Genomic DNA, 26,809 nt, shown 5'->3' with positions numbered 1-26,809 from the left:
TGGGCGCATCCTGGGTATTAGGGGTGATTTTAGGCGGCTAATGTGACAACTTGCGATTTGTCGGCAATTTACCGGCAAATCAGGCAAATTCGGGCTTATTCCGGCGTGTTTACCTACTTGAGGCTGTAGGGTCTCCCTTCAGCCGATTTGTGCCGTGAACCGAACAGCGCCAGAATCAAGCTGCCATCCACCCAAATGCCCGAGAGTTTAACCATGCCCGCTTCCAAACCCCGAAACCTCCTGCGGGCCGTGATTTGTTGCGGCGCCCTGCTGGCCGGCACTCTTGCGTCGGCCGCCCCGGCTGGCCCGACGCCCGCTGCCTGCCCAGGTCTTTTGCAACAAAACTTTTTGCGCCTGCAGGACGAAAAGCCGCAGTCGCTATGCCAATACAGTGGGAAAGTGGTGGTCGTGGTCAATACCGCCAGCTTTTGCGGCTTCACGCCCCAATACCAGGGGCTGGAGGCACTCCATGCCAAATACAAGGACCGGGGGCTGGTGGTGCTGGGTTTTCCTTCCAACGACTTTTCGCAGGAAAGCGGCAGCAACAAGGAAATCGCGGACTTCTGCGAGAACACCTTCGGGGTGAAATTTCCTATGTTCACCAAGACCAGCGTGACCGGCAAAGATGCCAATCCGCTTTTCAAGCAACTGGCGGCGAAGACAGGGACCGCCCCTCGCTGGAATTTCTACAAATACGTGATCGCGCGAGACGGCAGCAGCGTCACCAGCTTCAACTCCATGGCCGACCCGGCCAGCCGCTCCTTTATCCAGGAGATCGAGAAGCAGCTTGCGCTTCCTTGACAGGCTGGCACCGCCGTTTCTCGACCCGTGCGCTGGCCTGCAGTGCGTTAACAAAAATTTACCTGATGGACTGTGGCCGCAGGGAACTCCGGGCCTTTTGTGCGCTCATACTTGGGCAAGCGCATTTGCCGTCACAAGCAGCGCTGGCACCGAACAGTTTCATTGTTGCGAAGCCTTCTGAGCCGTCCAGGTTCAGCTGCAATCCCGGGGCGCTCCTCCTCCTCCCTCCCTCCCTCGTTCGCGCCGGGGCGCTTCGCAGCATTTTTATATTCCAGCCGGCAAGGCACCGCTACAGGCGGTGCGTCTTGCGCGTTGCGGTCAGCCGATCCTGTATCGGCCTGCTGCGGCGAGGGCTTGAAGGCGCGCCCTCAATCTCAATATCAGCCCGGCGGAATCGTCTCCGCGAAGCTGGGGCGCTGCATCAGCTTGTCTTGCAGCCGATTCAGATTGGGATAAAGCTCACGCCAGTTGATCTGCGTGAAGCGCAGGTCAAGATAACCCAACGCGCAGCCGACCGCCACATCCGAGAGGCTGAAATGGATGCCGCTGCAAAAGGCCTTGTCTCCAAGGCCGGTGCTCATGGCCTTGAGGGTCGCCTCTATCTTGCCCATCTGGCGGTCGATCCAGGCGTCGCTGCGCTGCTTGGCGCCGCGTCCGCTCCAGGTGGCCTCCAGGCGCGCCAGGATGGCAGCGTCGATGAGGCCGTCGGCCAGGGCTTCCCAGGTTTTGACTTCAGCGCGCTCACGGCCCTGGGTCGGAATCAGCTTGCCGACGGGCGACAGGGTGTCCAGGTATTCGACGATCACGCGGGAGTCGAACACGGCTTCGCCGCCTTCCATGACCAGGCAGGGCACCTTGCCCAGGGGATTGGACGCGCCGATGGTGGTGTTCGCCGCCCAGACATCTTCCAGGATGAACTGGAAGTCGAGCTTTTTCTCGGCCATTACGATGCGCACTTTGCGCACATAGGGGCTGGTGGCGGATCCGATGAGTTTCATGGTGGTGTGAGATCGTGGTCCGAGGGAAGTGCATTCTATCGAGTAAGCCCAGCCCCGGGCTGACAGGGCCCTCCAAACGTCGCAAATCTGGACAGTCTCGCGGGCCCCGCCCCTACAATTGGAGGATGAGCTCTTCCACCCCGTTTTCCACCATCAACGCCATCTCCCCGCTGGACGGCCGCTACGCCGGCAAACTCGCCCAATTACGTCCCCTGATGTCCGAGCAGGGCTATATGCACCGCCGTGTGCAGGTGGAGGTAGCCTGGTTCATCGCATTGTCCGACGCCAAATTCGCCGAATTCAAACCTCTCAGCCCGGGCGCCCGCACCTATTTGCTGGGCCTGGTCAAAAATTTCTCTGAAACCGATGCCGCGGCCATCAAGGAGATCGAAAAAACCACCAACCACGACGTGAAGGCCGTCGAATACTGGATCAAGTCCAAATTCGAAGCCAGGCCGGAACTGAAGGGCGCCAGCGAGTTTGTGCACTTTGCCTGCACCAGCGAGGACATCAACAACACCAGCCACGCGCTGCAGCTCAAAAGCGGCCGCGACCTGGTCGTGCTGCCCGCGCTCGACAAAGTGATTACCCAATTGCGCGAAATGGCCCACCTGTTTGCCGGCGAGCCCATGCTCAGCCGCACCCATGGCCAGACCGCCAGCCCGACCACCGTCGGCAAGGAAATCGCCAATGTCGTCGTGCGCCTGGCCAATGCGCGCGAGAAGATCGCCGCTGTCAAGCTAATGGGAAAAATGAACGGCGCCGTGGGCAACTACAACGCCCACCTGTCCGCCTGGCCCGAATTCGACTGGGAAGCCTTCAGCCGCAACGTGATCGAAACGCCAGAGCCGTTGGGTCTCGGCCTGACTTTCCAGCCTTACAGCATCCAGATCGAGCCGCACGACTACATGGCCGAGCTGTTCGACGCCGTGGCGCGCGCCAACACCATCCTGATCGACCTGGCCCGCGACATCTGGGGCTACGTCAGCGTGGGTTACTTCAAGCAGCGCCTCAAGGAGGGAGAAATCGGTTCGTCCACCATGCCGCACAAGGTCAACCCGATCGACTTTGAGAACGCCGAGGGCAATCTCGGTTTGGCCAACGCGCTGCTGCGCCACCTGAGCGAGAAGCTGCCGATTTCCCGCTGGCAACGCGACCTGACCGACTCCACCGTGCTGCGCAACATGGGCGTGGCGTTGGGCTATGCCGTGCTGGCCTATAACTCCCTGAGCGTGGGCCTGAACAAGCTGGAGCTGAACCGCGAAGCGCTCAGCGAGGACCTCAACAACTCATGGGAAGTGCTGGCCGAGCCGATCCAGACCGTCATGCGCCGCTACGGTGTGCAGGGCGCCTACGAAAAACTCAAGGAAGTCACGCGCGGCAAAACCGTGAAAGCCGAAGACCTGCATGCGCTGATCCGCTCGCTGGAAATTCCGGAGGCCGAGAAAACCCGATTGCTGGAAATGACGCCCGGCAGCTACGTCGGCCTGGCGGCCGAGTTGGCAAAAAGAGTCTAACGCCCGTCCAGGCTCACTGCGCGTAGCCTGTCCACCCTTCCAGGGGGCGGTGCCTGCGGTCTGGCAAAGCCAGTCCCGCGGCCCCTCCTGGTTGGGCACCCTCTTCAAGCTGGCATGTCGTCGCCGCAGTTCCAGCACTGCTCGAATCCACCCTCTACCGTCTCGCCGCAAGCGCACAGCCAGCGCCGCTGCGGCATGTTCTGCAAGCTGTGAAGCAACTCCTTCGCGCGCGCCTCTTCGTGGTCGTGCGTGAGCCAGACTTCGGGCAGGCACTGGTCGGGTGGTAGCTCGCCGGCCACGCTTCCCAGGAAGTAGCGCTGCACGCTGGCCGCAAAGCCGGCCTGTTGCAAGGCGTCCACCCACAATGCGGCGATGGCGATATTGGGAGCGCGGGCCAGTCTGAGCATGCATCCAGTGTAGCCAGCTTCGCCGCCAGTCGCTACAAAATTGATAGCTGACTGGATCAGGGTTTTTCGTCAGCTGGGGCGGGTGTTTTTCCTTCCAGCGCCCTGTCGGCATAACGGCCAAAACGCCAGGCAGTTGCCTCCTGCGTGATGCGCCGCCAAGTGCCGCGCTTTTCGCCGGGCGTCATTTCGGGCCAGCGCTGCACCTCGTCGAAGGTGCGGCCGCAGCCTTTGCACTGGGCATCGCCCTGGCTGGTCGAGCAGATGGCGATGCAGGGCGTGTCGGCGGTGGTGTCATACCAGGCGCGCCAGGCCGCGAGCGCTTTGGGCGGGAAGGTTTTTTCGTCGGCCTCGTCCTCATGGTAGAAAACCATGAGCGCATAAACCTCGGCCAAGGCCCGCAGCTCCGACGCCAGCGTCACGCCGTCGGGCGAAGGCTTTTTTTCCCGCCAGTAGTTAATGGCGGCTTCGATATCGGTGATGTGGATGCCGGGCATGGAAAATAAGTACCAATGAGGGGTGGCTGGCCGCGCCTGGAAAGAGGAATGCGCGAAGCCGCAGGGCCGGGCCGTTCATTATCTGCCAGACGGCAAAATCGCTCTCCGGACGCGGGTTTGGTTTCGCGGGATTTGAGGGCCATCCCTCATTGCCCTTGCAGCTACAGCCGCAAACCCCTGTCGAGCCTTCACCATAGGGCAATCGCGCGCAGGTCCGGGCGAAAAACCGAGGATTTGCAAAAAAATCTTTTTTATTGTCAAATACGCAGACGAAGGGGAGTAACTCCCTCGTTTTGCTGCAATATTCGATAACAGACACCACAGCAAAATCGCTAACAGCAAGTCGTCATTACGAAGTTCACACTTCCGGCTTGTTGGGCATGCAGCGACACTGCATGTCGAGCCAGACCTTCGATTGAAACCTGAACAGGTTTGATCGAGGCGTTCGCGGCACCAGTTCCCTGACCCGAACCATTCACAAGCCTATTCCGGTTTCACGAATCCGGAAATTCGTTCGCGCGAATTTCCAAGTCGAAACTTGATATGGAGTGTGAGCTTTGGAACTATTTACCGCCCCCTGGTGGTCCGCCCTGCTGGCGATCATCCTCATTGACCTGGTGCTCGCCGGCGACAACGCCATCGTGATCGCCCTGGCCGCGCGCAACCTGCCGCCCAACCTGCAAAAGAAAGCCATCGTCTGGGGCACCGTGGGGGCCATTGTGGTCCGCTCCGCCATGACCGTCGGCGTGGTGTGGCTGCTGAAAATCCCCGGCCTGATGCTGGTAGGCGGCCTGGGCCTGCTGTGGATCGCCTACAAACTGCTGGCCGATCAGGGCGACAAGGAACACGACGGCCCCGTCGCCAGCACCTTCTGGGGCGCGATGAAAACCATTGTGGTGGCCGACGCGCTGATGGGCATCGACAACGTGCTGGGCGTAGCCGGTGCCGCGCACGGCTCTTTCGACCTGGTCGTCATCGGCCTGCTGGTGAGCATTCCCATCGTGGTATTCGGCAGCACCATGGTGCTCAAGCTCGTTGAACGCTTCCCCGCCATCATCAACATCGGCGCCGCCGTGCTGGCCTTTACCGCCGCCAAGATGATCGTGAGCGAGCAACTCCTCGACCCGATTTACGGTGGACCCGGTGCCCTGCCCTCAGCCGCGACCCTGCACACGGCCGCCACATGGATCACCTACGCAGTAGCTGTGGCCGGCGTACTTGGTGCGGGCTGGTGGGCCACCCGGCGCAGCCGCTCCAACCGCGACGCAGACCTGATCCCTCACTGAACCCGGCCAACAGCAAGCTTTCTAAAACGACGACAACTCAAGGAGAACTTCATGGACAACATCATCGTGTACGTTGACGACGCTGCATATGCCCTGCAGATGCTGCAACCCATGCTGCCCACAGGCGGCACCCGCAACCCCACCCGCTGGATCGTGGTTGGCTGCGCACCCCGCGTGACGCACCGCGTCAGCAAATGGGTGACGCACAGCGCGCGCGAAAGCTGGCGCGGGAAATGGGCGGAAAAAGTCTTCGCCCAGTTGGCGCCGGTGCTGGAACAAGAGGGGGACACGGTGCTGACCCAGCTGGCGCAAACCACCTTGATGAGCCAGACCGAGTCCCTGATCAAACAGCACGGCGCCGCACGCGTGCTGGATGCCCGCCGGCCGAAGTTCGGCCAGGACATGCAGCCTGTCACGGCCACGCAGGCCCAGGAAAGCAAGGGCGTGCTGGGTTACGCCACCGCGCTGGCGGGCGCCGGCTTGCTGGTGGCGACTGACTGACGGGCCCTGCCATCCCCTGCCAATGCGCCCCCAGGGGCGCATTTTTCTTTAGGCGGCCCGATGGTATTCTTTGGCCATGAAACTCATACTCAAATGGATTTTCAGCGCGGCCGCCCTGCTGGCGGTCGCCTACCTGTATTCGGGTGTAGTGGTGAGCAGCTTTACCGGCGCGCTGATCGCAGCCGCCGTGCTGGGCGCACTCAACATGGTCGTGCGGCCCATCCTCGTGCTGCTGACGCTGCCCGTGACGCTGGTGACGCTGGGGCTGTTCCTCTTCGTCGTCAATGCGCTCATGTTCTGGGCCGCGGCCAGCCTGACCAGCAGCCTGAACGTGACGGGCTTCGTTGCAGCGCTGATAGGCTCGCTGATTTATTCAGCGCTGCAGCTAGTGATCGACTTTGTCCTGGAGCGCCTGTTCCTTGATAAGTGACTCCGTCTGGCGCGTTCGCGTGTCGAGGATGGAGCCTTCCACATAGTCCGCGCTGCCTGGATTGCTGCGCATCAGGCCCTGTGCCGCCTTGAAACGGTCCAGCGCCGCCGGATAGTCCAGCTGCGCCGCCCGGCTTTCCGCGTCGGCCCGGATCGCCCGCACATTCTGGTTCTGGTTGCCGTAGGCGACCGCGAGCAGCTGCCAGGCCGTCGCATCCTTGGGATGCGCTGCCACCCAGGTTTGCAACCGGCTGGAGACGTCCTGGGCCCGTTGCGCCGCCAACAACGAACGCGCTTGAGTCAACACCTCCGCACGGGACGCTGCCTTTGAAATATCGAAAGTCGCAGCCGTAGCCGGGATCACGCCGGCCATCAGATCGATGTCAACGGCCAGTAGATCCGCAGCGCCGGCCGCCTGCGGCACCCCGGCCACCAGCGGCCTGAGCCTTGCCAGCAAACTTCGGGCGCCCGCGAAGTCCCGCAGCTGCGCTGCCGCATAGGCGCCTGCGTACACAACCCCGGCGTCGCGCACGTTGTCCGCCGAAGCCGGCGACTGCAGGACCAGGGGTGCAGTGCGGCGCTGGGCTTCCGTCACCATGGACCGCAGCGCATCGACTCCCGGTGCCGCCAGAATGCGCGCACGCGAAGCCATCATGGCGTGCAGCACGCGGGCCTTGCCGGCCTCGAGCAGTTTTTCCTGCGAGGGCTTTTGAGCCTCGGCGGAGGCCAGCTGCACGCGCGCCTGCGCGGCGGCAATCCGCTCGGTGGTCAGCGGATGGGAGCGCAGGTAGGGGAAGGAGCCGTTGTCGTTCAGGCGCGAAGCCTGCTGCAGCTTTTCGAACATGGTGGTCACACCGCGGCTCTCAAAGCCGGCGTCCGTCATGACGCCAAAGCCGATCCGATCGGCCTCTCTTTCCATGTCCCTGGAGAAATTGAGCTGGTTTTGCACCGCAACCGCCTGGCCGCCGACCATGGCGGCGCTGGCGGCGTCGCCGTTTTTCCCGGCCGCCAGGGCGCCCAGGACCATCGCAGCAATCATCCACGGCGTCTGCCGCGACTGCTGCGTCAGCATGCGCGAAATGTGCCGCTGTGTCACGTGGCTGAGTTCGTGGCCGAGCACGGCGGCCATCTCATCCGCATTGCCAACTGCTGCGATCAGGCCCAGGTGCACGCCGAAGTAGCCCCCGGGCAGGGCAAAGGCATTGATGCTCCGGTCCCGGATCAGGAATACCTGCCAGGCAAAACGCTCCTCAAGCTCGGCATGCAATTCCCCACGGGTGCGCGCCGCCGCTACCAGCGGCAGCCAGATGCTTTGCAGGTAGTCGGTCAGCACCGGGTCATCGATGTAATCCGGGTCCCGGTAAATGCTCGCGGCAATGCGATCACCAACGCGCCGCTCGGCCGCCGCCGCCAACTCGGAAGTTTCACCCAGCGAAGGCAGGGAGCCTGTGGTGGTGCCGGGCGCGGCTGCGGGGGCTTGCGCAAGGGAAAGGTTGGCAGAGGCCGCCCATGCCAGCACGGCCAAGGCCAGCCTGGCCAGCACAGGACGAGGTGCGGGCAGCCGCATCCGCTTAGAACGAATCAATGGGTACAAAAGCGATCACCTCTGCAGTGTTGGAATCCACCAGAACCGTCCAGAATGTTTTCCGACCCACCATCGGGATATAGCCGACCTGCCTGGCCTTGTCACTTCCGCCCGAGGCAGCCTTCAATGCGGCGTCGATGTCACCCGCCTGGGCCGGAAAACGTTTTTTGAGGTCTTCCAAGGGCTTTGCGCGCGCCAGGACCTGGGGCTTGGTCTGATCGTAGCGCTGCCAGAAACCTGGGCGAGCGCCAAGTGGGTTGCCTCCCAAAGCGTCAAAGGTCGCATCAGAGCGCTCTTTGGCATTCTTGAAATCGCGAACGGAGAGTAGTGTCGGCCCCGTCAAGGGCAACGTACCCAGCCCGGCGGGTGCCTGATTCAATTCTCCTTTGGGCACCTCGAGGGCATGGACCACCCTGAAACGATCTATCTCGAACACCAGGTGGACGGGACGCACCACGCCGACCGTCCATAAGCCGTAAGCCAGAGCGGCCAGCTGGAACAAGCCGATCACCGTCAAGTCCAGGCGCAGCAGCCTGGCGCCCTTTTTGACATTGAACACTGCCAGCGTCAGAAGAGGCCCCATGACCACATCGACGGCCACCAAGATCATGAACAGCTCGCGGCCGCCTGAAATCTCCCGGTATGGGTAGGGGTACCAGACCCAAAAAACCAGCGCCGCCGCGAGAGCGGCAATCGCAACGCTGATACCCAAATGCACACCTGCCGCCAGCAAACGGCTCTTGAGAGGACTCTGAGTCACAAACATGGTCTTATGATGAGGGCCCGTTGTAAAGGTTTCGTAAAAGCATGGCTCTCCCTCCCGCACTCACCCACTTTGACGGCCAAGGCCAGGCCCATATGGTTGACGTAGCGGGCAAGGCGGCCACACACCGTGTCGCCATCGCGCAGGGCCGTATCGTAATGAATCCGTCGACCTTGTCCATAGTTCTGCAGGGCAGCGCCAAAAAAGGGGACGTGCTGGGCATCGCGCGTGTCGCCGGCATCATGGCCGCCAAGAAAACCAGCGAACTGATTCCCCTTTGCCACCCGCTCGCCCTGACCCGCGTGGCCATCGAGTTCCAGCCGCAGGAAAGCGATTCGAGTATTGCCTGCCGCGCCACCGTCGAAACCGTCGGCCCGACGGGTGTGGAAATGGAGGCCCTTACCGCAGTACAGGTGGCGTTGCTCACAATTTACGACATGTGCAAGGCGGCCGACCGCGCGATGACCATCACCGACGTCAAGCTGCTTGAGAAGCACGGCGGGAAATCCGGCAGCTTCACCAACCCCTGAACCCGCCTGCTACGGCAGACGCTCACCGCCCTCGGGCAGGCCGGCTTTGGCCGTGGCCCATCGCGCATGCTCCTTCGGGAAAGCCGCCCGGTAGCGCGCCAAATGCATCAGCGCCTCGTCATCCCGCCCCAGCATGACGGCGCTTTCAATCACTTTTTCAATCATGGACGGCTCGGGCGAATAATGCAGCATCGCCGTCGCCGTGTTGAAGGTCCACTCCGCGTTGTCGCGCGTCAGCGGCGTCAGGTTCAGTTCGGCGAAACCGACCTGGTTGCGAAACAGCCATGAATCCCGGATCTTTGCCAGGGTACCGTCGCGGTAGGCCGGATCACGGTCTTGCGGTGCCAAGTAAATCTGGCTGACCCGGTGGTAATCCCATGCGGCGTAGGCGCAACATACCAGCGCCCCAGCGGCCAACAAGCTCCTCCAACGGAGTACTCTGGGCACCTCAGAAGCCGGAGCTTCACCGCCAATGCGCCATAGCAAGCCCACACATAAGCCAAAAGCGATCTGGAACGGCCCATACCAGAGGGGGTATTCCAGGAGGCTGTGCAGCATGATCACGGCCAGCACGCTCCAGGCCAGCTGGCGCGCGATATCCGTCTCGCGCCAGGGCCGCCGCCGGAACACCCACCACGCGGCCAGGCCGCAAATCAGCAACGCTGCCGGAATGCCCAGTTCCACCGCCAGGTGCAATGGCAGGTTATGGGCATTGTCCAGAATCTCGCAAAACCGCGGCCCGGCATACAAGTTGGCGTAGTGCGCATAGTCCAGCTCCCCCCAGCCCCAACCCAGCCAGGGTTTTTGCATAGTAAGGTCCAGCACGTTGGACCACAGCACTTTGCGGCTCGCGCATGCCAGTTCGCCGCCGCGAAGCCGGGCCAGCATGCCGTGCGCCGCCGGATCCAAGCCCAGTAGCCAAGGCAGCGCCAACGTTGCCAAGGAATAGACCAGCACCGCGGTGACCAGAAGACGCAAAACGCGAGGCTGGCGCCACGCGCCCCATATTCCCGCCATGGCGCACAGAACCAGCAACTCCAGGAGACCCGCGCGAGAGGAAGATGCGGCATTACCGGCCGCAAGCAGGCCTGCGCCCAGGTACAGCAACCACTGGCGAGGCCCGGCGGTAGCACGCTGGCCGGCGGCCCACACCAGAGCCGCCAAGGCGATATTGGTAAGGCTGGCAAACTGGTTACGCTGGCGAAGGTTGGCAAACGCCTCCCCAGGCGCCGGCGTCTGGCTCACCCACGCTCCCAACGCCGCCGTGGCACCGAAGTATTGAAGCAGCCCGATCAGGCTGCTGACCAGGCCGGCAAGCAGCCAGGCCCAGGCAGCCGGCGCCACCCAACGTTGGGCAAAAGAGGCTGCACCTGCGGGCTGGGCGGAGATTGCACGCATCGACGCCAGGCACACCAGGGCAGCCGCCGCAGCGAGCGACACCAACCAGGGCACAACGCCCGGCGAGGGGCCGGGCGCAAGCGGGTTGAGCCAGGGGAGTGCCAGAAAGAGAATGGCGATCAATTGCATAGGTGTGGGACGCCGGAATGCTCGACGCGAGCACTCACCAAAACGGTAAGAACAAGACCGAAAGTTGCGAGATTAACTGATCCGGGCGCTGGGGATTACCCTCGCGCAGGCGAATGGCAAGCGCGGCTGTCAGGCAACCCCTGCCGCCGGTCTGCCAGCTTGCACCGGCAAGTCACCCTATGCGCAACGGCAACGCTTTTTCTCGCTTCCATGCGTTAGCATCGTGTCGTTTCGCCTTGAAAACCGCGTACGAACAAGCCTCCCGGGCCGGCACATCCAGCCATCACCAAAGAAATATGCACACCCTCTGTGATCAAGCGCGACCCATCGCCACTCGAGCCGCTTTTAGTGCCTCAGCCCATGGAGCGCTTGCCAGACCATGAGCACGGTCGTTTTGAACCCTGTTCGGATCTTTTCCGATATCTGGCGCCATCGCTACCTGCTCGGCCAGCTCATTAAAAGAGACGTATTGCTGCGATACCGAGGCGCGATGTTTGGTGTGCTGTGGATTTTTCTCAGTCCGTTGCTGATGTTGGCGATTTTCGCCTTTATTTTCGGTCAGGTCTTTCAAGCGCGCTGGCCCCAGCAAGGTAACGGGTTGCCGTTCTGGCTGCTGCTTTACAGCGGTTTGATCACTTTCAACCTCTTTGCAGAAACAGTTTCTCGTGCGCCGACGTCGGTGCGCGGCTTCCCCAGTTTTGTGAAGAAAATTATTTTCCCTGTGCATATCCTGCCTGTTGTTCCCCTGGGAGCGGCTCTGGTACACGGCGCGTTCAACTTCCTCCTGCTTGTGGCCGCACTGGCCGCAGTGGGAGGCCTGCACGGCCAGATCATACTTTTCCCGTTTCTCTTACTACCCGTTGTGTTGCTTGCCTTGGGATTGTCCTGGTTTGTGGCGGCATGGGGAGTGTTTATCAAGGATATGACACAGATCATTCCCGTATTTGTACAGATGCTGATGTTTTTGTCGCCGGTTTTCTATCCGGTAAGTGCTGTCCCGGAAATACTACGTCCGGTCTATCAGGCCAACCCCCTGGGGATAGCTATTGAGGCTTCTCGAGCCGTGGTCACCGGGCAACCCATTCAATGGTGCGCCTGGAGCATTTCCCTCGCCGTCTGCTTGAGTGCGACGCTGCTGGGTTACGCCTTCTTCCAGCACTACCGTGAGGAGTTCGCGGATGCTCTCTGACACCGCAATTTCAGCGCAAAACCTGACCAAAACCTATCGCATCTTTGGACATGCAGGGGATCGCATTAAACAGGCTCTCACGTTAGGGCACATGCGCTTTCATCGCGAATTTACCGCGGTGGAGAATGTCTCTTTCCAAATTAAAAAAGGGGAGACGATTGGCATCATTGGGCGCAACGGGTCCGGCAAGAGCACATTACTGCAATTAATCTGCGGCATTCTGAAGCCAAGTTCGGGAACTGTATTGGTGAACGGCCGGGTTTCCGCTTTGCTAGAACTAGGGGCCGGATTCAATCCGGAGTTCACAGGTCGGGAAAATGTCTATTTCCAGGGCGCGGTGATGGGCCTAACCAAAGCAGAAATGGATGCCCGCTTTAACAAGATCACGGACTTCGCAGACATAGGCGAATTTATCGATCAACCAGTCCGTACTTATTCCAGCGGCATGTACGTACGATTGGCGTTTTCAGTCGCCATTCACGTCGAACCGGATATTCTGGTCGTGGACGAAGCACTAGGCGTGGGCGATGCTGTCTTTACGCAGAAATGCTTTCGTTTTCTAAATGAGTTCCGGGAGAAAAGTACCCTTATCGTTGTTAGCCACGACCTTAACGCCATCACGCGTTTATGTAAGAAAGTTTTGTGGCTGGATCACGGAACCGTACAGGATTTTGGTGCAGCCAAGACGATCTGCGAGAAGTATTTGTCGGTTATTTTCGGCGGGGTGCCGCGCAACCTTGACGGTTTTCCTGGGCGAAAAATCGGTGATCAAACTGATCCCAGGCTGCCTTTCCTCAATGCGAGCAACCTTCGAAATGATCTGGAGCTGTTTAGTTTTAACCCGGTCGCTCCCTCGTTTGGCAATGGAGACGCCCAAGTGGTAGACGTTCAACTGATGGACGAAGCCGGACAGCAGCCTTATAGCTGGGTAATTGGCGGTGAGGCGGTTGTTCTGGTCATCCGAGTACAAATTTACAAATATCTTGCATCGCCCATCATCGGGTTTCATGTCAAAGACAGCATGGGTCAGCCACTCTTTGGTGACAATACATACATAAGTTATGCGGAGGATCCTGTTGCAGCCGATGCTGGCTCAATGATTGAAGCCCGGTTCCAGTTTCAAATGCCCAGACTGCCTATCGGCGAATATTCTGTGTGTGTCGCAGTTGCCGAAGGAAGCCAGGAAGCGCATGAGACGCAGCATTGGATTCATGACGCATTGCAGTTCCAATCCCGTCGAAGCAGCGTAACCGGCGTATCCATAGGTCTGCCCATGCAGAAAATATCGTTGGAACGGCACCCACCGCACTTGTCGAGAGAGGAAGAGGAGGGCACTTGATTCAAACTGATAACCCAGCAACAGATATCTCTTGGACAGGCGAGCGTTATGTCCCGTTTGTTAAAGGCGATATTGAATTGGAACACCTGCATCGCTATGCCTTCGCAGGCGAGCTGGCTGAGCAAAAGGATATCCTGGATATTGCCTGCGGCGAGGGATACGGATCACATCTCCTGGCTGGAAGAGCAAAAAGCGTAATAGGTGTTGATCTGTCCGAGGATGTCGTACTTCATGCTCGAGCGAAATACGTGGCGCCGGGCCTGGAATTTCGCCAGGGTGATTGCACATGCATTCCTTTAGAAAACAGCAGCGTTGACATGGTTGTGAGCTTTGAAACCATTGAGCACCATGATCAACACGAAGCCATGCTGTCAGAAATTAAACGGGTACTCAAGCCCGGGGGGTTGTTGATGATCTCAACCCCCGAACGAGGGCTCCTTGACGGGCTCCCGCTGCGTCCCAATGAATTTCACGTGAAGGAGTTAAGCCTTTCGGAGTTCACAGAACTACTTGCGCGGCATTTCAAGAACCACGTATTGTTCGGGCAAAAGGTTCGATATGGATCACTCATGACGCCAAGGCCGTCACCGTCAAGACCGTTGGCCTCGGCGAGCCACCAGTTTACTTTTCATGCTGGAGATGCCGAGTCGATCATTGGCCATAGCGCCGATCCGGAGCCGCTTTTTTTCGTCGCTCTTGCATCGGACTCTCAGCTCCGCTTACAGCCGCCAAGTTTTTTCGATGGCACGGATTTTATTCAACGCGAGATGGCGAAATGGCGAATCGCGAACGATACATTGGCAAGAGAGGTGGCACGCGTAAAGGCGACCGTATCCTGGAGAATCACCAAGCCACTTCGGTTTGCCTGGAACACACTGCGTCGGCTCTCGAGCCTCTAATTCCCACCGCCAGTCCGCCTGCAAAATTTTCTCAGGAAAGTCGGAGTATTTAGGCGGCGTGCCGAATTACCCGAAGCAAAGCACGTGCCACCTTATATATTGAAAAATCGGTTGCCCTCACTACTCGTTTGGGGAAAGTATGCGCACCATTAATGCGATAGGCCACTACATAAAAGAGAACGGCGGTTTCTTTATTGCAACCCGTAAGGTGGTACGACTCTCCTGGATGCTTCTCGGCAAGTTCGGTGTTTCGGGGCTGGTTGTGGAGGTACGGAACACACTGAAAACAAGGCGCATTCAGGTGGCGCAGATAGCGCGCAAAAATTCGCTTGCTAAATTAGCCACCAGCAAAGAGATAACCATCCTGGCAACACCGCACACGACATACGTTGCGCACATGTTGAACCAATCGTTCTCAGAAGCTGGCTTTCAAGTTTCCATAATCACGTCGCGACCGCCAATGGGCTACGGTACCAACGTACATATCGTCGTGTGTCCTCAGATGTTTTCACAGCTTCCGCAAAATCTGATTTCATTTCAAATGGAACAATCAACCAGCTCGCGCTGGTTTACGCCAAGCTACTTGAAGGTACTCCGCAATTCGTTGGTCATTCTGGATTACTCAAAGGAAAATATTAGGTTCATGGGACAACAGGGTATCCCATACGGAAATATTTTCTACATGCCCATCACGAAAATCCCGAATTACCTGGATTTTCTGGCCGTCAAAGGCTTGCGCTTTGAGCCAACCAATGAAAAAACCTACCCGGTGCTGTTCTACGGAGATATCAACAACGAACGGCGGCGGACGATTTTGTACGAATTGGGCAAACGGTTCGAGGTAAAAATTATTGGCAATCTATTCGGCCGGGATCTCTATGCACATCTGCTAAAAGCGCGAGTCGTGGTCAACCTCCACTACTACGAAAGCGCCCTGCTGGAAACGACACGGATCTGCGAATGCCTTTCTTTGGGGATTCCAGTCGTGTCAGAAAGTGCATCGGATAGAGGTGACTATCCTGAACTGGAATCTCAAGTTCGGTTTGTGGAGATAGGTGACGTTCCGGGAATGATAGAAGCGATTGAGAACGCGCTTGATGCCCAAGCCGCTATGCCGAAGGTGGAAGCGTCGCCCGATCAATGTGGTGAAGCGCATGAAAAGATGTCGTCTTTCTATCTGAATCGATTTTTGCTCGCATACGGACTTATTGACCTGGACGCACTTTCTTCCAGGGTACCTGCTTTTCCACCACGCTTGATCACAGAGAAAATCTGTTTGAGCCTGCCAGAAACCCCTGCTCGCAGGGATTCCTTTTTATCCCAGGATCTGCCAGCTTTCGAGATCTTTGATGGGCTGAGGCACACCCAAGGTTGGGTCGGATGCGCATTAAGCTACAAGTACCTTATAAAGCGGGCCCAAGCAGCGGGCCTACGGCAGATATTGATCTGCGAAGACGATGTGGTGCTTAACCGCGAGGGCAAATCCGCAGTCCCGATCATTGAGAAGTATCTGGAGTCCTTGAAAGGGGAATGGGATATTTTTGTCGGATTGATTGCGCATGTTCACCCCGATGCCGAGATAAGCCGCGTCGTTGAATTTGATGAGCTAACCTTTGTACATCTGAACAAGATGACCAGCATGGTTTTCAATATTTACAACCACACCATTTATGACCTGTTGGCTTCTTGGGACGAATCCAATGAGGATCCCAAAACCAACACAATTGATCGATATCTGGAAAATACCAAAAATCTACGGGTGATTACCGCAATTCCCTTTATCGCGGGGCATTCCGAAGAGGATAGCTCGACTTTATGGGGTTTTGGAAACGAGAGCTATACCGAATTGATTGTGCGCAGCAAGGAAGTACTTCAGGAAAAGGTTAGCGCCTTCAGAAAAGCAGGTATCAAGGAAGGCCTGACAGATCCACCGTTAACGCCGTGACGCGCTGGTTGGTGCAAAAGAGCTTGCAAGCGCAAGAGGACGGTGCGCCGGCTCCCTCTCGCGGAGATGGAACTGGTGTTGCCCTAAGGTGCTGATTAATATCATCGAGGCACACCACCCGGTGGACGGCTGCGGTGGCAGGCCGTACGCACTGGAGTCGATGCGGCGGGCGCACCTGATGCAGAGCTGGTTGCGCTGAGGTAGCTTCGCGCATCTGAGTCTGAACGAGCCAATCACTGGTAAGACGCGACTTCGCTGAACCATTCTCAAGATGATCACCGCGCTGCACCCACTGCCTGCAAAGACGGCGGTGAGGCGAGTCACCGAGTCTGAATCAGCCTGAAAAACGCCAGTCGCAAGCGTCACTTCGAAGTGATGCGTGTATGGTCATGGCGCCTTATTCAGACCGTCCCCATGCTTGGAATCAACGCACGTCCGGGATACCGTGCGCCTGCAATAAACGCAGCTTCTGGGGAAACCAGCGAAATACCGCGAAAAATGTCCGTACTCCTACGCATCGACTCCTTTGTAACTCTCGACGCAGTCGAAACAAGCGCGCCCGCTCAGCCCAGAGCCCCTTAAAAGCCGCCAGATAGATTTCACGGAGCAACCCAGCCTCGCGGTTTAGGAGTGCCAGCAGCACTCCCTCCGCTAACAAGGCAGCAAGGTGAAGAGGGAACAGGAGATAGAACATTGGCCAGGGATAGGTCAACACCATCACATAAGCTTTGTTGCGCTCCGACAAAGAGCGACGTTTCCGTGAGGTGACCAAGCGCCCCTCAGACGTTACTTTGCCTCCGCCGAGGCTGTATCCCACATGATGGCGAAATCCGGAGGAAGGCAACACTCGAACAGGATACCCAAGCAAACGCGCCCGGCAGCACAAATACATATCCTCCGCCAAGGTATGGAACCAAGCTGGAAAACCATCCAGCTCGTTCCAAAGCACCACTGGAACCCATAAACAGGCTCCAATGACCATTCCGACGTCAGTCGGGTGGCGATTTTGATTGGGAATCGGATTGAGGAAGAGATCGAACCAACTACCCACATCAATCAGATTACCGCTATTCGCATCGTATTGAGGCAGGCCCAAGACAGCAGGCTTACCGAGCTGACTCGCCTCCGCAAGCAAGGTTTGCAAGGCATCCGGGTAAAGGGCCGCGTCATTGTTGAGCAGCAACAGGTATTTGCCCTTTGCAGCGGCCGCCATACGGTTGTTCGCAACGCAAAATCCCACGTTGCCGTCGCTAATGATTAGCCTCGCCTGCGGGTATTGGCTGCGAATGTGGTCTACCGAGCCGTCGCTGGATGCGTCGTCATGAACAAGAATCTCAACGGAAATGGGGCCTTCCTGTTTGATCACCGACTGCAGGCATTCGTCGATTACCCCCATGCCGTTGTAGTTGGCGATGCACACTGAAATAAGCGGAGAATGGTCAATCATGGACGTTCAACCAAGTCCAGGTCCGCACTATTCCGTCTGCCAATTCAACTGTGGGTTGCCAATCAAGCCTTGTCTTGAGGCGTGCGCTGTCGAGCACGACGCCGCGAACATCAACACCTCTCGCAGGCCGGTAAATCGTCTGCAACGCCCTGCCGCATTGCGCTTCCACGATGGCGCGAACCTGGTTGATGCTGAAACCCATTCCGCTACCGAGGTTGTAAGTGCTTGAGTCCTGGGTGAGGTTGATCAGGCCCCAGGTAGCCTCAACAATGTCGTCGATGTAGATGAAGTCACGAATGTTTTCACCATCGCCCCAGACCTCCAGCGGTGTACCTGCACGAACGTGTTCGAGCATGGTCCGAACAAGGCCAAAGCCTCTTGTCATCATCTGGCCGGGCCCATAGGCATTAGAGGGGCGAAGGATTGTGATCGGGTGGCCCTCAGCCCTGAGCGCACTACAAAAAACCTCTTGTGAGGCTTTGCTTGCACCGTAATTCGAAAGCGGGGCGAGCGGACTGTCTTCCGTCACAGAAAGAGTTTGGGGATTGCCGTATACGGTACCGCCGGAGGAGAAAAAGATCAGGTGCGTGCCCGGTTGTTTTCTCAGCAGGTCCACTAAACGCAAAGTCAATGCAAGGTTAGCGAATTCAAGGCTGGAACTCGCCGCGGACGCGCTCGGCGTGGTGGAACAGGCAAGGTGAACCACGGTGCCGCACTGGGCTAGAACAGGCTCGAGCTGATCCTCCTGGCGACGGCCGAGGATATGCACGGGGACTCTTTCACGCGCCAGACGCTGAGCCAACGTACGGCCGATGAAACCGGCACCGCCAAGCAGCAGGACGCCATCGCGCCTCATGTGCGCCGCTCCAATAGATCTCGATAGGCTGCGGCGTAGCGAGCAGCACAGTCGTCCCAGGTGCCGATTGACCCCCTGATCCAGGCCCTGGCCGTCAGCCCCACTCGTTGATTGTTCAAAGGGTCTTCCAGCCAATCCAGGCCCTGGCGGAGTTCGTCACGACTGACTGCCAGCCAGCCGCTTGTGCGGTGCTGCAGCATATCGGAGTGAGCGGGCAGGGCGGATGCCAGAATGGGCAAGCCCGCAGCCATGGCCTCCAGCATGACTTGCGGCCTGCCTTCGTCATGGCGGCTCAGGGTGATCAGCCCGCATGCCCGAGGGAACCAGCGCTGCAGCAAGTCCGCCGGATGCGTCGGGCCGTGGTAATGCACCCAAGAGGGAAGTTCAACTGTTTCCTGCATCGGGCCGAACAGGTGCAACTGCCGCGCCTCGCCGAAAAGCCCCTCGCCCCAGGTAAACAAGTCACCTATTTTGTTGCGGGTCAGTCGCGTCACAGCCAGCCAGATTTTCGTATCGCTTGCGGGGGGATCGCGCACAACTTCAAACCATGGGTCATCGACTCCAAACGCAATCGGTCGAATCTCGGCAAGGCCGCCAAATGCCCGTTCCAGTTCTGGCCGCATCCATTCGGCGTTGGGGGCCAGGATCGCACGGCGTTGCCGTAGCACCGTGCGTAGCAGGGCCTTCATGCCGGGCAGGCGCAACAGGCCAAAATCGCTGCCCAGCACGGTGATCAGGGCCGGCGTTGTGGTGCCCCACAAGGGCAAGGCGTTCTGGAGCCAGTTAACGTGAACAACATCGACCGGCTGACGACGATAAGCGCAACCCAGGCGCGTGAGCAAGGCCAGGATGGTCCCGACAGCCAGCGCCTTCCGGGTGCGCAGCAGATGCGCGATACCGCCTTGTTGCGACAAGCGCCCCAGCCAGAGTGCATCGGCCGGTGTCGTCGCGGTGGCCACGCCCGGGGGTAACTCTCCCGGGGGCGCCCATAGCGACAGATTGACATCGTGACGCCGCGCCAGCGCACCGGCCTGGTTCGCAATAAAGCGGCCACGCCAATCCTGAAGGCTTTCCGGATAAGAAGTACTGCTCATCAAGACGTTCAAACGAGGGCTTTCCAGGTTGGGGGTATCAGTCAACATACATGGACGGCGCGGCCTTCCCATCAGGCCGTAACAACCGCCACCGTGAGTTGCCTGCGATGCAGTCAGCGGCCCATGCCGGCAGTTCCACAGCGCCAACAAACACAATACCTCCGGATGGAGCGTTCACCCATTGTGCACAGTCGCCGCCAGCCGGCGAGTAGGCCTTGGCCCCCGTCAGATACCGAATATAGAGAGCTCGATAGTCCGTCAGTATGACCGTCGACGCGTCGATGGGGCCTATGGTTTCCTTGATGGCGCGACTTGTCGGTGAAGTGTCACGCAGCTCCCGAAAACCAAGGCCGAAGTCGGAGCGCCAGCGAGGTATGCCTTTTGAAGCGTAATTATGGTGAATCCGGTCCGCCTGGTCGAAGCCAGCATAAACCAGCAAACCCAGCAACAGGGCCATCAAGACTTTCCGGATGTCGGGCGAACGGCTCAGGAAGGCAGCGTTGACTGCGGGCGCCATCGCAACAAGAAGAAAAGGAAACACGACTGCCACCATGCGCAGATCCAGATCAATGGTGGTCTGGATTCGCCTGGCGTAAAGCAGAAAGAGCAGGTAGCCCGCAAGCCAGACCATCGGGAGCCAGACTTCGGGAGGTCGCAACCATTGCACGCCGCTGCGGCGAAACGCCTTGTAGGCCACGAAGGCGGCCGCGATGAGCATCGGAACTTCCAGATTCGCCCGCAACACCATGCTGAATGCGAAGAACGAATGTTCAAACAGGTCGGCAATGACGCCCAGATCTTCAAGCCACCTGCTGAATTTCGGCATTCCCCCGCGTGCGGATCCTGAGATGTTTCCGGCCAGTTGCCAGTTGCGAAACCACAAAGGCAATGCCACCGCCGCACCCAACAGCACGCCGGCCACCGCATGCACGGCGCGTTTTCCGAAGGCGGAATTCGATGCGGCGAGAACCGAAAACCCGAGAACAGGAAGGAAGACTACTCCGGCATACCTGACCCAGTTTGTACTCCCCGCCAGGACGGCTGCGACCGCAAGCCAGATAAATTTTCCTCCCGACGTACGGTATTTCCAGAATCCCGCATAGGCCAGAAGAACCAGGGGCATGAACAAAGTCTCGCTCCATGCATGGCCATAAACAATCATGTTCGTAGGGGTGAACGCATTCACGGCTGCGATGATGCAGGCGACCACGGCATTGCCAGTGGTTCTCCAGCAAATCCAGAAAAGAACCAAGGTGGTAAGCGCGAGTAGAGCCGGATTCAACAGAGAAGGAACATCATCGACAGCGCCGTGCGCCAAGCCCATTCCCGATGCCCAGAGTGCGGGATAGCCGGGGGGCCAGTTCAGCAAAGGCTGCAGTTCCGGTTGCGGGGCGGAAACGTTGCTCGACTGCAGCGGATGGCCGGCTGCGAACTGCAGCGCGGCATCCCGGTAGGTCAGAGAGTCCATGGTATACGCGACCCGGCCCCCTGTTGCATAGTGCATTAATCCCAAGGCAATAGCCAACGCGGCAATCACCATCAGGACGATCGTCGCGTTTCGGGAGATGGCTGGTCGACCAGAATTCGAGGTCGCGGTGAAGGCATGTTCTGCGGAAACAAGCGGGGCGACAGCCTCTATTACCTTCGTGCCCATTAGAGGTCCTGTTTGTCGCTGGTATCGATATCCTTGTAATGCAGCGCGGAAATCTGCTCGGAAACAATACCGATCAGGAAGGTGAAGACTGCCGAGATAAACAGCAAGGCGCTCATATTCGTGAAGCGGCCCGCCGTCAGGTAGGTATACAGGTAATAGGCCAACCCCGTCAGGAAAAATCCCCCGCTGATCGGCAGGAAAAGCTTTTGCGGGGAGAAAAGCGTGCCGATCTTGATGATGATCAACAGAAAACGCAACCCGTCGCGCAACGGGTGAATATGGCTTGCGCCGCTGCTCCTGCGCGGCGAATGGATAGGCACATATGCCACGCCGTATCCGGCGCGGAAAAAACTCATGGTGATGGTAGTCGGGTACGAAAATCCATTTGGAAGGAGATACAGAAATTGACGGAAACGGGCGGCACGAACCACTCTGAATCCAGAGGTCAGATCGGCAATCGGCTGCATCACCATCCAGCTGGCGAAGCGGCTGAATATGTCGTTGGCGGCGGCGCGGTGAAGACCGGCTTGCGAGCCCGCCTGCCGCGCGCCCACCACCATGTCGTAGCCCTTGTTGAATTCCTCGAGCAGATTCGGTATGTCCTCGGGCTTGTGCTGGCCGTCGGCATCCATGAAAACTATCACCTCACCGCACGCCGCCCTGGCACCTGTCTTGATAGCCGCACCGTTGCCCTTGGGGTAATGATGCTTAAGCGCCTGCACCTGCAACTCGGCGCATACAGTAGCTGTGTCGTCGATAGAGCCATCATCTACCACCAATATTTCCGTTCCCGGCATTATTTTCAGAAGCCTGGGCAACAGCGCGCGCAATCCTTCCGCCTCATTTCTGGCGGGAATGACAATGGATATCTTTGCTGCTGGAATCATTGAGGAGTGGGCCCGCAGAGTCAATTGTGAGTCATGTTAACCGTTGCCAGCAGCTCACCGAGGGTGCCCCGCTCTTCTGCGGAAAGGTCCAGCCCTTGCAGTTCAAGCAACAACCGCCGGGCCTGTTCCTTGTCGCCGGAAATCAATATGAGCTGCGCCCACTTCAAACGATTACTGCCATTGTGGGGATTGAGCTTTAAGGAAGCCGCCAAGGCTTGGCTGGCCCCGGGCAGATCCCGTTCTCGCAGCCACCGGTAGTCGGCGCGCCAGGAGTAAAGTATCGCCCTGACACCGTCCGATACGCTCGCGTTGTCAATCGCAGCTTCAAACAGGCGCTCTACTTCCGGCCGCGCCAGGCATGGCGGACCCGCGATGGACATTTCTTTCAGGGTGTATAAAACACCTCTATCCCCTGGGGCGAATGGCGTGTCCCGCAAGCGCCGGGAGAGTTCGTCAATAGGACCGCGCGCTACCGGCACGCCGGATTTGCAATCCAGGGAGATCAAGCCCAGCAGGCTGATTTTGAGGCTCGGATCGATCCGGCTGGCAAGCCCAAAATAGTTCCGAGCTGAAGTGTTGATCGCCGAATCAGGAAAATTAGCCTCGGGCAAACCGGCCAAAGCCGCGCCAGCCTCATGTTGAGCCCGCGCTGACGCTGGATGGTATTGGGCCTCAAGTTGCGTTCGTCGCAGCTCATCTCCATATTGATGCGCCCGCAATGCGGTGATGAATGAGAGATATAAGAGGACCACCGCGGCTAGCCCGAGGCATCCGGCTCTGAGCGCAGTACCCCGCTCGATTGCGTATAACAAACCGCCGCCAGCCGCAAGCGCAACCCCAAAGAACGGAAGGTAGTTGCGATGCTCATGCGCAATTTCCAGCGGCAAAAAGGTGGACTCGATGAGATGGCCCAACAGGAACCAAGCAATACCGAACGCAACTATGGGCGCACGCGCACGTATTCTCCAGATAAACAGAGCAAGCGCGAGCAAGCCAAGAATAGCGGTCAGTGTCGTCCACGGCGCTAGCCAGCCAGTGGAAATTTCAATGTCATCATGGTTCAAGGCAAATGCAGGCAAACGTGGCAACAGCATCAGGCCCAAGTACAGCCAGATCACGCGCCCCTCCGTCAGCAGACGTTGCGTCATTGAGAACGGCCGGAATTCATACCCCGCCCATAACCATTGGGCTTTCCCGGAAATCAGGTAAACCGATGCAGCCAAGGCTACTACAACAGACAACGCCACAAGCCCTTTGGCGAACCGATCCATATGCCCCACCGAAGCTCTTCTCAGCAACACTTCCCAGGCAAGAACAAATACCGGAAACAACACTCCGGTTTCTTTGCTCAGCAAGGACAGCGGCCATACAAAGATCCAGGCGGCTAAAAGCAGCGCCAGCCCCCCGCGGCCGGCATGCCGTCGCCCTTCTATATGCAGGCAGAATGCCGCCAGCAGGAATAGCGCCGACAGGCTTGCCATACGCTGCACCACGTGCAGCACCGGCAACAGTTGAATGGGATGCAAGAGCCACGCGGCAGTGATGACGCTTGAAACCAAACGAACGTGCAATCGGGCTGCAGCCGCATACTGGGTGAGCAGCAGGCGTTGCGACACCACGAATACCAACACACCACAAAGCCCGTGGATCGCGAGGTTGGTGAGTTTGAACGCAAAAGGGCTATAGCCGCTGAAGTAGTAGTTCAGCGCAAAACTAAGCTGTGCAATCGGTCGTCCGGATGGGCCGGCGCCGCCGCTGAACCACGCTTGCCGAATGGAATCCGCAGAAAGGCTTTGCAACCGGACACCCGGCGCGAAAAGAATACTGGGGCCGTCATCAAAAAAGAAAGCGCCCTGGAGCCCCGGCCAATAAACGCCCAGCGCCAGCAGCCCAAGCACGGCGACGATGACGGGAACAGGAAATCTGATTTGCTGCATGCAAAGACCCAATAAAAAAGCCCCTTGGGGTCACCCAAGGGGCTTCGCGAGATATCGTCAATCGATTAGAAGTCTTTGCACGAGCTGGGCAGGTATTTTGGTGGGACGGGGGTGGTGCCGCCGCCGCAGGTCCAACCCACTTGGCCAGTTGCCGTGTTGGCGGTGCCGCGCAGGATCACCGTCTTGGTAGCAACAGCAGCGGGCAAGCCGGAGGCCGTGTCCTTGGTGGTCACGATAATGTCACCAATCGTGGCACTGGTGCCGGTATAGGAAACCGAAGCCACATACTTCGACTGTTGATCTTGCACGCCCATGGATGCGGCGGTCAGCGACATGGTATTTTTCTGCGAGTAGGTTTCCGCAACGGCGGTGCGACCCGAAGAACCAGCCAGGATGACTTCAGACATCTTGGCGCGGACCATGTAGTCCTGGTAGGCAGGCAATGCCACCGCAGCCAAAATACCGATGATCGCCACAACGATCATCAATTCAATCAGGGTAAAACCCTGCTGGAGAGAACGCTTCATAAAAACTCCTTGGTTGAAAAAAAGGGACGACTCACTTCAGCAGATTCCATGCCAACGGCTTTAGCCAGAAAATGATGGGTCTTTTGCTCTACAACCCATGGCATTGGCTGCATCCCTGGGGCGATTTTTGTCACCTGGCGATAAAACGTGACATTTTTGTACGGCCAGCGGCAGAGCTGCAGAACGCCTACTGCCCCACCTGAAGCATCAGCCATTCAGTCAGCTTGTCGGAATACTCTTTGGGGATATTTGCATCCTTGAGAGTCCAGGTAAATGCGTTTCCAAGCTGGGCTTTTTTGTAGGTGTTGAGTTTGTGGGCTTGCTTGAAATGGGCTACCTGGCCGGCCATCTGCCCCAATACCTTGACGGCTTTTTGCTCAAACGCCTTTTCACCGACGTGAACGCCGGCAGGCATACTCGCGATGAAAAACCGTGCGAGCGATTCACCAAATTTCTTTGCTTCTTTAGCATCAAACCAGCTCAGTATCATGTCGCTTCTCCCGCTTTACAGCCCATCCAATGCAGACGTTCTTTGATTATTACATCACCGGAACGTACCAATAAAAGAACCTCGCCATGGGATTCCTTGAACGATTTCTAAAGCCTCGCGAAGTGTCTGCCGGCGCAAATGAAAAGCCCGAGCCTCCTGCCGCGCAGAAGGCCAACCAACTGCTCGAGGAAGGCATGCTCCTGGAGAACCAGGGCCGCATGGACGATGCCCTGCAATGCTACGGAGCGGCTATCGACTTGATGCCTGACCTGGCGCGAGCACATTTCAACCGCGGGACCATCTTGCTGGATCGCGGTGACGCCCAAGCGGCACTGAAGGACTTCACCACCGCCCTCTTCCTCAAGCCGGACTCCGCAGGAGCCAGCTACAACATAGGCAATGCCCAGCTGCAGCTGGGAAATGCTGCTGCGGCTGCTTCGGCTTACCGCCAGGCTCTTGTGCTCAAGCCCGGGTTTGCTGATGCGCAAGCTGCGCTGCAGGCGGTGCTTTCCGTAGAGCCCGGCAGTGCCGAAGACTGGTTCCAGCAAGGCCTTGCATTGCAGGACCTTGATCACCTTGACCAGGCTGCAGATTGTTATCGCAAGGCGCTTGAGAGCCAGCCCAATCATGTGGATGCGTGCAACAACCTCGGCGGCATCCTGTTTCGGATGCAAGAACTCGAAGAAGCCGCCACCTGGTTTCGGCGCGCCTCTGAGGCGGCCCCAGCCAATGCCGACCTTCGGATGAATCTGGGAGATGCATTGAAGGCCCTGGGCAAAAATGAGGCGGCAATCGACAGTTACCTCCAGGCGCTGGAGATCAAGCCAGGCTATGCGGCGGCCTTGATTCGCCTGGGCAACATTCAGGCAGACACGGGCAAGCCTGCAGCCGCGGTTGCAAGCTACCAGGAGGCCTTGAAAACCGATCCGGACAACATCGAACTCAACCTGAACCTGGGCGTTGCCTTGCAGGGGCTCGGGGAGCTCGACGCGGCCGAGGCATGTTACCGGCACCTCCTTGAGGTAGACCCGGGAAGTGTCGCGGCGCACAGCAATCTGGGCGTCATCATGAAAAAGCGCCGCCAGCTCGACGCCGCCCTGGCCTGCTTTCGCCAGGCCCTGGCCCTTCAGCCTGATTTCGCCGATGCTCACCTGAACCTCGGCAACGTGCTGCAATCGCTCGGACAAATAGATGCTTCAGCGCAGAGTTATCAACGCGCACTGGAAATCAATCCCGATTCTCCATTGGCCCATTCCAACTACGGCACGGTGCTCCAGCATCTCGGCCAATTTGACCTGGCGCAGGCGAGTTATCTTCGTGCGCTGGAAATCGACCCGGACCTGGCTATCGCGCACAACAATCTCGGTCTCATATTCAGCCGCACGCGAAGGCTTGACGACGCCGTCGAGAGTCTTGAACGCGCGATCAGCCTGCAACCCGACTACGTTGATGCGTATGCAAACCTTGGGGGCGTCTTCAAGGACATCGGCCGCCTCGATGAATCACTGGACATCTTGCGCCGGGCACTGGAACTTGATGCAGGCTGTGCGATAGCGCACAACAACCTGCTATTCATCCACAACTACGTGGCGGACCAACCGGCGGAGCAGTTGCTGGCGGATGCGCGGCGCTTCGGTGAGATGGTGGAGCGCCAGGCCCGACCCTACAGAGACTGGCCCAACTCACCCGATCCCCAAAGGCCTTTGC

26 protein-coding genes are annotated in these 26,809 nt (G+C 58.5%); 11 read left to right on the top strand and 15 right to left on the bottom strand.

Going from position 1 to position 26,809, the window contains the following annotated elements:
• The first annotated feature begins 213 nt into the window (after positions 1-213).
• Positions 214-801 (top strand): glutathione peroxidase, encoded by a 588-nt coding sequence (locus AC1DXS_RS00130; RefSeq protein WP_477735570.1) that lies wholly within the window; start codon positions 214-216, stop codon positions 799-801.
• A gap of 380 nt (positions 802-1,181) precedes the next feature.
• On the opposite strand, the gene AC1DXS_RS00125 is transcribed toward AC1DXS_RS00130, so the two are convergent.
• Entirely contained in the window at positions 1,182-1,799 is a 618-nt protein-coding gene (locus AC1DXS_RS00125; RefSeq protein WP_477735569.1) for a glutathione S-transferase family protein, read from the bottom strand.
• Between the two features lie 125 nt (positions 1,800-1,924).
• Between AC1DXS_RS00125 and purB the strand changes: the two genes are divergently transcribed.
• Complete coding sequence (purB, locus tag AC1DXS_RS00120) at positions 1,925-3,316, top strand: adenylosuccinate lyase (RefSeq protein WP_477735568.1); 1,392 nt, start codon at positions 1,925-1,927, stop codon at positions 3,314-3,316.
• A 104-nt stretch (positions 3,317-3,420) separates the two neighbouring features.
• Here purB and AC1DXS_RS00115 read toward each other — a convergent pair whose 3' ends face one another.
• Together AC1DXS_RS00115 and AC1DXS_RS00110 are read right to left on the bottom strand one after the other, a co-directional pair.
• Positions 3,421-3,723: a DUF2007 domain-containing protein gene (locus AC1DXS_RS00115; RefSeq protein ID WP_477735567.1), complete on the bottom strand. Its 303-nt coding sequence runs from the start codon at positions 3,721-3,723 to the stop codon at positions 3,421-3,423.
• Positions 3,724-3,779: 56 nt separating this feature from the next.
• Positions 3,780-4,217, bottom strand: a complete 438-nt coding sequence (locus AC1DXS_RS00110; protein WP_477735566.1) for a DUF3717 domain-containing protein — start codon at positions 4,215-4,217, stop codon at positions 3,780-3,782.
• Between the two features lie 557 nt (positions 4,218-4,774).
• Here AC1DXS_RS00110 and AC1DXS_RS00105 point away from each other — a divergent pair.
• The 3 genes from AC1DXS_RS00105 to AC1DXS_RS00095 all read left to right on the top strand — a co-directional run bounded on the left by AC1DXS_RS00105 (position 4,775) and on the right by AC1DXS_RS00095 (position 6,434).
• The gene (locus AC1DXS_RS00105) at positions 4,775-5,503 is read left to right on the top strand and encodes a TerC family protein (protein ID WP_477735565.1); all 729 of its coding nucleotides are present in this window, start codon (positions 4,775-4,777) and stop codon (positions 5,501-5,503) included.
• 51 nt (positions 5,504-5,554) lie between these two features.
• Positions 5,555-6,004, top strand: a complete 450-nt coding sequence (locus AC1DXS_RS00100; protein WP_477735564.1) for a hypothetical protein — start codon at positions 5,555-5,557, stop codon at positions 6,002-6,004.
• 76 nt (positions 6,005-6,080) lie between these two features.
• The gene (locus tag AC1DXS_RS00095) at positions 6,081-6,434 is read left to right on the top strand and encodes a phage holin family protein (RefSeq protein ID WP_413326536.1); all 354 of its coding nucleotides are present in this window, start codon (positions 6,081-6,083) and stop codon (positions 6,432-6,434) included.
• Here AC1DXS_RS00095 and AC1DXS_RS00090 read toward each other — a convergent pair.
• Entirely contained in the window at positions 6,390-8,000 is a 1,611-nt protein-coding gene (locus AC1DXS_RS00090) for a M48 family metalloprotease (protein ID WP_477735563.1), read from the bottom strand. The two genes, AC1DXS_RS00095 and AC1DXS_RS00090, sit on opposite strands and share 45 nt — an antisense overlap.
• Before the next feature lie 4 nt (positions 8,001-8,004).
• Positions 8,005-8,784: a TfpX/TfpZ family type IV pilin accessory protein gene (gene tfpZ, locus AC1DXS_RS00085; protein ID WP_477735562.1), complete on the bottom strand. Its 780-nt coding sequence runs from the start codon at positions 8,782-8,784 to the stop codon at positions 8,005-8,007.
• A gap of 41 nt (positions 8,785-8,825) precedes the next feature.
• On the opposite strand from tfpZ, the gene moaC reads away from it, so the two are divergent.
• Entirely contained in the window at positions 8,826-9,311 is a 486-nt protein-coding gene (gene moaC, locus AC1DXS_RS00080) for a cyclic pyranopterin monophosphate synthase MoaC (protein WP_477735561.1), read from the top strand.
• A 9-nt stretch (positions 9,312-9,320) separates the two neighbouring features.
• Here the strand turns inward: moaC and AC1DXS_RS00075 are convergent, their stop codons facing one another.
• On the bottom strand, positions 9,321-10,838 hold the full coding sequence (locus tag AC1DXS_RS00075; protein ID WP_477735560.1) for a PglL family O-oligosaccharyltransferase: 1,518 nt from the start codon (positions 10,836-10,838) through the stop codon (positions 9,321-9,323).
• A gap of 379 nt (positions 10,839-11,217) precedes the next feature.
• Here AC1DXS_RS00075 and AC1DXS_RS00070 point away from each other — a divergent pair, with 379 nt between their 5' ends.
• From AC1DXS_RS00070 to AC1DXS_RS00055, 4 genes are all read left to right on the top strand, one after another.
• Entirely contained in the window at positions 11,218-12,027 is an 810-nt protein-coding gene (locus AC1DXS_RS00070; protein WP_477735559.1) for an ABC transporter permease, read from the top strand.
• Positions 12,017-13,366, top strand: coding sequence for an ABC transporter ATP-binding protein (locus AC1DXS_RS00065; RefSeq protein WP_477735558.1), 1,350 nt, complete (start codon positions 12,017-12,019; stop codon positions 13,364-13,366). Before AC1DXS_RS00070 ends, AC1DXS_RS00065 begins: the two co-directional genes overlap by 11 nt.
• Positions 13,363-14,265 carry a class I SAM-dependent methyltransferase gene (locus tag AC1DXS_RS00060; RefSeq protein ID WP_477735557.1) on the top strand — a complete coding sequence of 301 codons (903 nt, stop codon included), beginning with the start codon at positions 13,363-13,365 and terminating at the stop codon, positions 14,263-14,265. The genes AC1DXS_RS00065 and AC1DXS_RS00060 overlap by 4 nt, the downstream gene beginning before the upstream one ends.
• 139 nt (positions 14,266-14,404) lie before the next feature.
• Entirely contained in the window at positions 14,405-16,210 is a 1,806-nt protein-coding gene (locus AC1DXS_RS00055) for a hypothetical protein (RefSeq protein ID WP_477735556.1), read from the top strand.
• 424 nt (positions 16,211-16,634) lie between these two features.
• On the opposite strand, the gene AC1DXS_RS00050 is transcribed toward AC1DXS_RS00055, so the two are convergent.
• The 9 genes from AC1DXS_RS00050 to AC1DXS_RS00010 form a co-directional block, all read right to left on the bottom strand.
• A complete protein-coding gene (locus tag AC1DXS_RS00050; RefSeq protein WP_477735555.1) occupies positions 16,635-17,657 on the bottom strand; it encodes a glycosyltransferase family 2 protein in 1,023 nt (340 codons plus the stop codon).
• Positions 17,650-18,513 carry an NAD-dependent epimerase/dehydratase family protein gene (locus AC1DXS_RS00045; RefSeq protein ID WP_477735554.1) on the bottom strand — a complete coding sequence of 288 codons (864 nt, stop codon included), beginning with the start codon at positions 18,511-18,513 and terminating at the stop codon, positions 17,650-17,652. The genes AC1DXS_RS00050 and AC1DXS_RS00045 overlap by 8 nt, the downstream gene beginning before the upstream one ends.
• Positions 18,510-19,655 (bottom strand): glycosyltransferase family 4 protein, encoded by a 1,146-nt coding sequence (locus tag AC1DXS_RS00040; protein WP_477735553.1) that lies wholly within the window; start codon positions 19,653-19,655, stop codon positions 18,510-18,512. The genes AC1DXS_RS00045 and AC1DXS_RS00040 overlap by 4 nt, the downstream gene beginning before the upstream one ends.
• Positions 19,645-21,261, bottom strand: a complete 1,617-nt coding sequence (locus AC1DXS_RS00035) for a hypothetical protein (RefSeq protein ID WP_477735552.1) — start codon at positions 21,259-21,261, stop codon at positions 19,645-19,647. Before AC1DXS_RS00035 ends, AC1DXS_RS00040 begins: the two co-directional genes overlap by 11 nt.
• A complete protein-coding gene (locus AC1DXS_RS00030) occupies positions 21,261-22,148 on the bottom strand; it encodes a glycosyltransferase family 2 protein (RefSeq protein WP_477735551.1) in 888 nt (295 codons plus the stop codon). The genes AC1DXS_RS00035 and AC1DXS_RS00030 overlap by 1 nt, the downstream gene beginning before the upstream one ends.
• A 20-nt stretch (positions 22,149-22,168) precedes the next feature.
• The gene (locus AC1DXS_RS00025) at positions 22,169-24,085 is read right to left on the bottom strand and encodes a tetratricopeptide repeat protein (protein ID WP_477735550.1); all 1,917 of its coding nucleotides are present in this window, start codon (positions 24,083-24,085) and stop codon (positions 22,169-22,171) included.
• 65 nt (positions 24,086-24,150) lie between these two features.
• Positions 24,151-24,612, bottom strand: a complete 462-nt coding sequence (locus AC1DXS_RS00020; protein WP_477735549.1) for a pilin — start codon at positions 24,610-24,612, stop codon at positions 24,151-24,153.
• The gene (locus tag AC1DXS_RS00015; RefSeq protein ID WP_477735548.1) at positions 24,609-24,827 is read right to left on the bottom strand and encodes a hypothetical protein; all 219 of its coding nucleotides are present in this window, start codon (positions 24,825-24,827) and stop codon (positions 24,609-24,611) included. Before AC1DXS_RS00015 ends, AC1DXS_RS00020 begins: the two co-directional genes overlap by 4 nt.
• Complete coding sequence (locus AC1DXS_RS00010) at positions 24,800-25,102, bottom strand: hypothetical protein (RefSeq protein WP_477735547.1); 303 nt, start codon at positions 25,100-25,102, stop codon at positions 24,800-24,802. The genes AC1DXS_RS00015 and AC1DXS_RS00010 overlap by 28 nt, the downstream gene beginning before the upstream one ends.
• Before the next feature lie 86 nt (positions 25,103-25,188).
• On the opposite strand from AC1DXS_RS00010, the gene AC1DXS_RS00005 reads away from it, so the two are divergent.
• A partial coding sequence (locus AC1DXS_RS00005) for a tetratricopeptide repeat protein (RefSeq protein ID WP_477735546.1) occupies positions 25,189-26,809 on the top strand: 1,621 nt, incomplete at its 3' end.

The organism is Polaromonas sp. P3_B1, from assembly GCF_056402935.1.
This window is presented reverse-complemented; position numbering and strand designations above follow the sequence as displayed.

Coding starts and splice junctions, on each gene's coding strand:
- AC1DXS_RS00130 (WP_477735570.1), top strand. CDS start 214: ATGCCCGCTTCCAAACCCCGAAACCTCCTGCGGGCCGTGATTTGTTGC.
- AC1DXS_RS00125 (WP_477735569.1), bottom strand. CDS start 1,799: ATGAAACTCATCGGATCCGCCACCAGCCCCTATGTGCGCAAAGTGCGC.
- purB (WP_477735568.1), top strand. CDS start 1,925: ATGAGCTCTTCCACCCCGTTTTCCACCATCAACGCCATCTCCCCGCTG.
- AC1DXS_RS00115 (WP_477735567.1), bottom strand. CDS start 3,723: ATGCTCAGACTGGCCCGCGCTCCCAATATCGCCATCGCCGCATTGTGG.
- AC1DXS_RS00110 (WP_477735566.1), bottom strand. CDS start 4,217: ATGCCCGGCATCCACATCACCGATATCGAAGCCGCCATTAACTACTGG.
- AC1DXS_RS00100 (WP_477735564.1), top strand. CDS start 5,555: ATGGACAACATCATCGTGTACGTTGACGACGCTGCATATGCCCTGCAG.
- AC1DXS_RS00095 (WP_413326536.1), top strand. CDS start 6,081: ATGAAACTCATACTCAAATGGATTTTCAGCGCGGCCGCCCTGCTGGCG.
- AC1DXS_RS00090 (WP_477735563.1), bottom strand. CDS start 8,000: ATGCGGCTGCCCGCACCTCGTCCTGTGCTGGCCAGGCTGGCCTTGGCC.
- tfpZ (WP_477735562.1), bottom strand. CDS start 8,784: ATGTTTGTGACTCAGAGTCCTCTCAAGAGCCGTTTGCTGGCGGCAGGT.
- moaC (WP_477735561.1), top strand. CDS start 8,826: ATGGCTCTCCCTCCCGCACTCACCCACTTTGACGGCCAAGGCCAGGCC.
- AC1DXS_RS00075 (WP_477735560.1), bottom strand. CDS start 10,838: ATGCAATTGATCGCCATTCTCTTTCTGGCACTCCCCTGGCTCAACCCG.
- AC1DXS_RS00070 (WP_477735559.1), top strand. CDS start 11,218: ATGAGCACGGTCGTTTTGAACCCTGTTCGGATCTTTTCCGATATCTGG.
- AC1DXS_RS00065 (WP_477735558.1), top strand. CDS start 12,017: ATGCTCTCTGACACCGCAATTTCAGCGCAAAACCTGACCAAAACCTAT.
- AC1DXS_RS00055 (WP_477735556.1), top strand. CDS start 14,405: ATGCGCACCATTAATGCGATAGGCCACTACATAAAAGAGAACGGCGGT.
- AC1DXS_RS00050 (WP_477735555.1), bottom strand. CDS start 17,657: ATGATTGACCATTCTCCGCTTATTTCAGTGTGCATCGCCAACTACAAC.
- AC1DXS_RS00045 (WP_477735554.1), bottom strand. CDS start 18,513: ATGAGGCGCGATGGCGTCCTGCTGCTTGGCGGTGCCGGTTTCATCGGC.
- AC1DXS_RS00040 (WP_477735553.1), bottom strand. CDS start 19,655: ATGTTGACTGATACCCCCAACCTGGAAAGCCCTCGTTTGAACGTCTTG.
- AC1DXS_RS00035 (WP_477735552.1), bottom strand. CDS start 21,261: ATGGGCACGAAGGTAATAGAGGCTGTCGCCCCGCTTGTTTCCGCAGAA.
- AC1DXS_RS00030 (WP_477735551.1), bottom strand. CDS start 22,148: ATGATTCCAGCAGCAAAGATATCCATTGTCATTCCCGCCAGAAATGAG.
- AC1DXS_RS00025 (WP_477735550.1), bottom strand. CDS start 24,085: ATGCAGCAAATCAGATTTCCTGTTCCCGTCATCGTCGCCGTGCTTGGG.
- AC1DXS_RS00020 (WP_477735549.1), bottom strand. CDS start 24,612: ATGAAGCGTTCTCTCCAGCAGGGTTTTACCCTGATTGAATTGATGATC.
- AC1DXS_RS00015 (WP_477735548.1), bottom strand. CDS start 24,827: ATGGCTGATGCTTCAGGTGGGGCAGTAGGCGTTCTGCAGCTCTGCCGC.
- AC1DXS_RS00010 (WP_477735547.1), bottom strand. CDS start 25,102: ATGATACTGAGCTGGTTTGATGCTAAAGAAGCAAAGAAATTTGGTGAA.